This window comes from Actinoplanes sp. NPDC051633 (genome assembly GCF_040681735.1).
GTDB lineage: Bacteria > Actinomycetota > Actinomycetes > Mycobacteriales > Micromonosporaceae > Actinoplanes.
Window position 1 is genome coordinate 1 of the sequence record NZ_JBFAZH010001532.1, and the last position, 1,531, is coordinate 1,531.

The window sequence follows — 1,531 nt, forward strand, 5'->3', positions numbered from 1 at the left end:
CTCTTCTCACCGTGCACGAACGGGACCAGGGCCAGGCCGACGACGAGCGCGATCGCGAGCACAGCGGCGTGGAACGCCTGCTGACCCCGCCGCGTACGCTGCACGCCCGACTCCCTCGTCCGTTCAAGCGCGAGCGTACCCCCGGCACGCCCAGGCCGTCCGGCCCGTCCTCATCGGCAGCTGCGCCGGCCGGGCAGGCCGATGATCAGAGCGGCGCCGACGGTCAGGTGCATCCCGAGCAGCACCAGCCGGCTGCTCGTGTCGGCACCGCTGCCGAGCGGCCCCGCGAGCGAGAGCACCAGCACGATGCACGCGATGATCCGGTACGTCCGGACCGGCCGGCGGGTGGTGCGTTCGAGCAATGCGAGCAGGGCCCAGGCGGCCAGGCCGGCGAGCAGCGCGGTGACCGCGACGGCGCCCGGGCCGATGTGCTGGATGGTGTCGCCCTGGCGGACCGCCAGGTCGAGGCCCGCCCAGGGGTCGTTGACCGCCCACAACAGGAGCGCGCCGGCCGTCCCGGCGGAGACGGTGATCGTGCGCCGTGCGCGGCACTTCGTGGCCGTGGAAGCGGTGGTCCTCGTCGGACCGGCCTGTTGCATGTCGTTTGCCATGCCGATGAGCATCGCGCCGGGACGCGCGCCGGCACATCGGTCCGCGAGCCGCGCCGCCACTGTCTTTGGTGGGGCGGACCACCAACTTTGGAAGGTGTCGGCCCTGCGTCCCAACTGGTTAGCCTCGGCCCGTGAACACCTTCGCACCTCGGGCCGACGACTGCGATCGCCGTCCCGGCATTGCTGCCGTCGCCACGACGCTGGCTGCGTCCGGCACGCTGACCGCGGTGACGATCCTGGCCTGGTGGATCGATCGCCCGCCCGGTCCGCTGCTGGCGCTCGACATCACGGTGGGTGTGCTGAGCTTGGTGGGGACAGCGCTGATCCTGTGGCGGCCGGTCGCCGGCACTGTGGCGGTCACCGTGCTGGCCGCGGTGTCGCCGGCGGCCACCACGGCGGCCACGCTCGGCGCGTTGCAGGTCGCGCGGCGACGGCGTTTCCCGGTCGCGGTGGCCGTGGCGGTGGCCGGGCTCGCCGCGCACGCCATCCAGGGTTTGTGGCGTTCCAACGACGGCATGTCGTATGGCTGGTGGCTGGCCCTGATCACGATCGGCTACGGCGCGCTGCTCGGGTGGGGAGCCTGGGCGCAGACTCGCGAGGCGCTGATCCGGTCACTGCACGAGCGGGCCCGGCGCGCCGAGGCCGAGCAGGGCCGCCGCGTCGCCGAGGCGCGCATGCTGGAACGCCGCCAGATCGCCCGGGAGATGCACGACGTCCTCGCCCACCGCCTGTCGCTGGTGGCCACGTTCGCCGGCGCGATGGAGTATCGGCCGGACTCGTCCCCGGAGAAGATGGCCCGGGCCGCGGCCGTCATCCGCGACGGCGCGCACCAGGCCCTCGAGGAGCTGCGCGAGGTGATCTCGCTGCTGCGCGACGACGACCCGCCGGTGGGCGATGGCGGGCGTCCGCAGCCGTCGCTG

The 1,531-nt window shown here is 73.6% G+C and carries 2 protein-coding genes; one reads left to right on the forward strand and one right to left on the reverse strand.

Annotated features, from left to right (window positions below; genetic code table 11):
• Positions 1-170: 170 nt before the first annotated feature.
• On the reverse strand, positions 171-611 hold the full coding sequence (locus tag AB0M20_RS42845) for a DUF6069 family protein (RefSeq protein WP_364307173.1): 441 nt from the start codon (positions 609-611) through the stop codon (positions 171-173).
• Positions 612-742: 131 nt separating this feature from the next.
• Here AB0M20_RS42845 and AB0M20_RS42850 point away from each other — a divergent pair.
• Positions 743-1,531, forward strand: a 789-nt coding sequence (locus AB0M20_RS42850; protein WP_364307174.1) for a histidine kinase dimerization/phosphoacceptor domain-containing protein, incomplete at its 3' end; no start/stop codon positions are given.

Coding starts and splice junctions, on each gene's coding strand:
- AB0M20_RS42845 (WP_364307173.1), bottom strand. CDS start 611: ATGGCAAACGACATGCAACAGGCCGGTCCGACGAGGACCACCGCTTCC.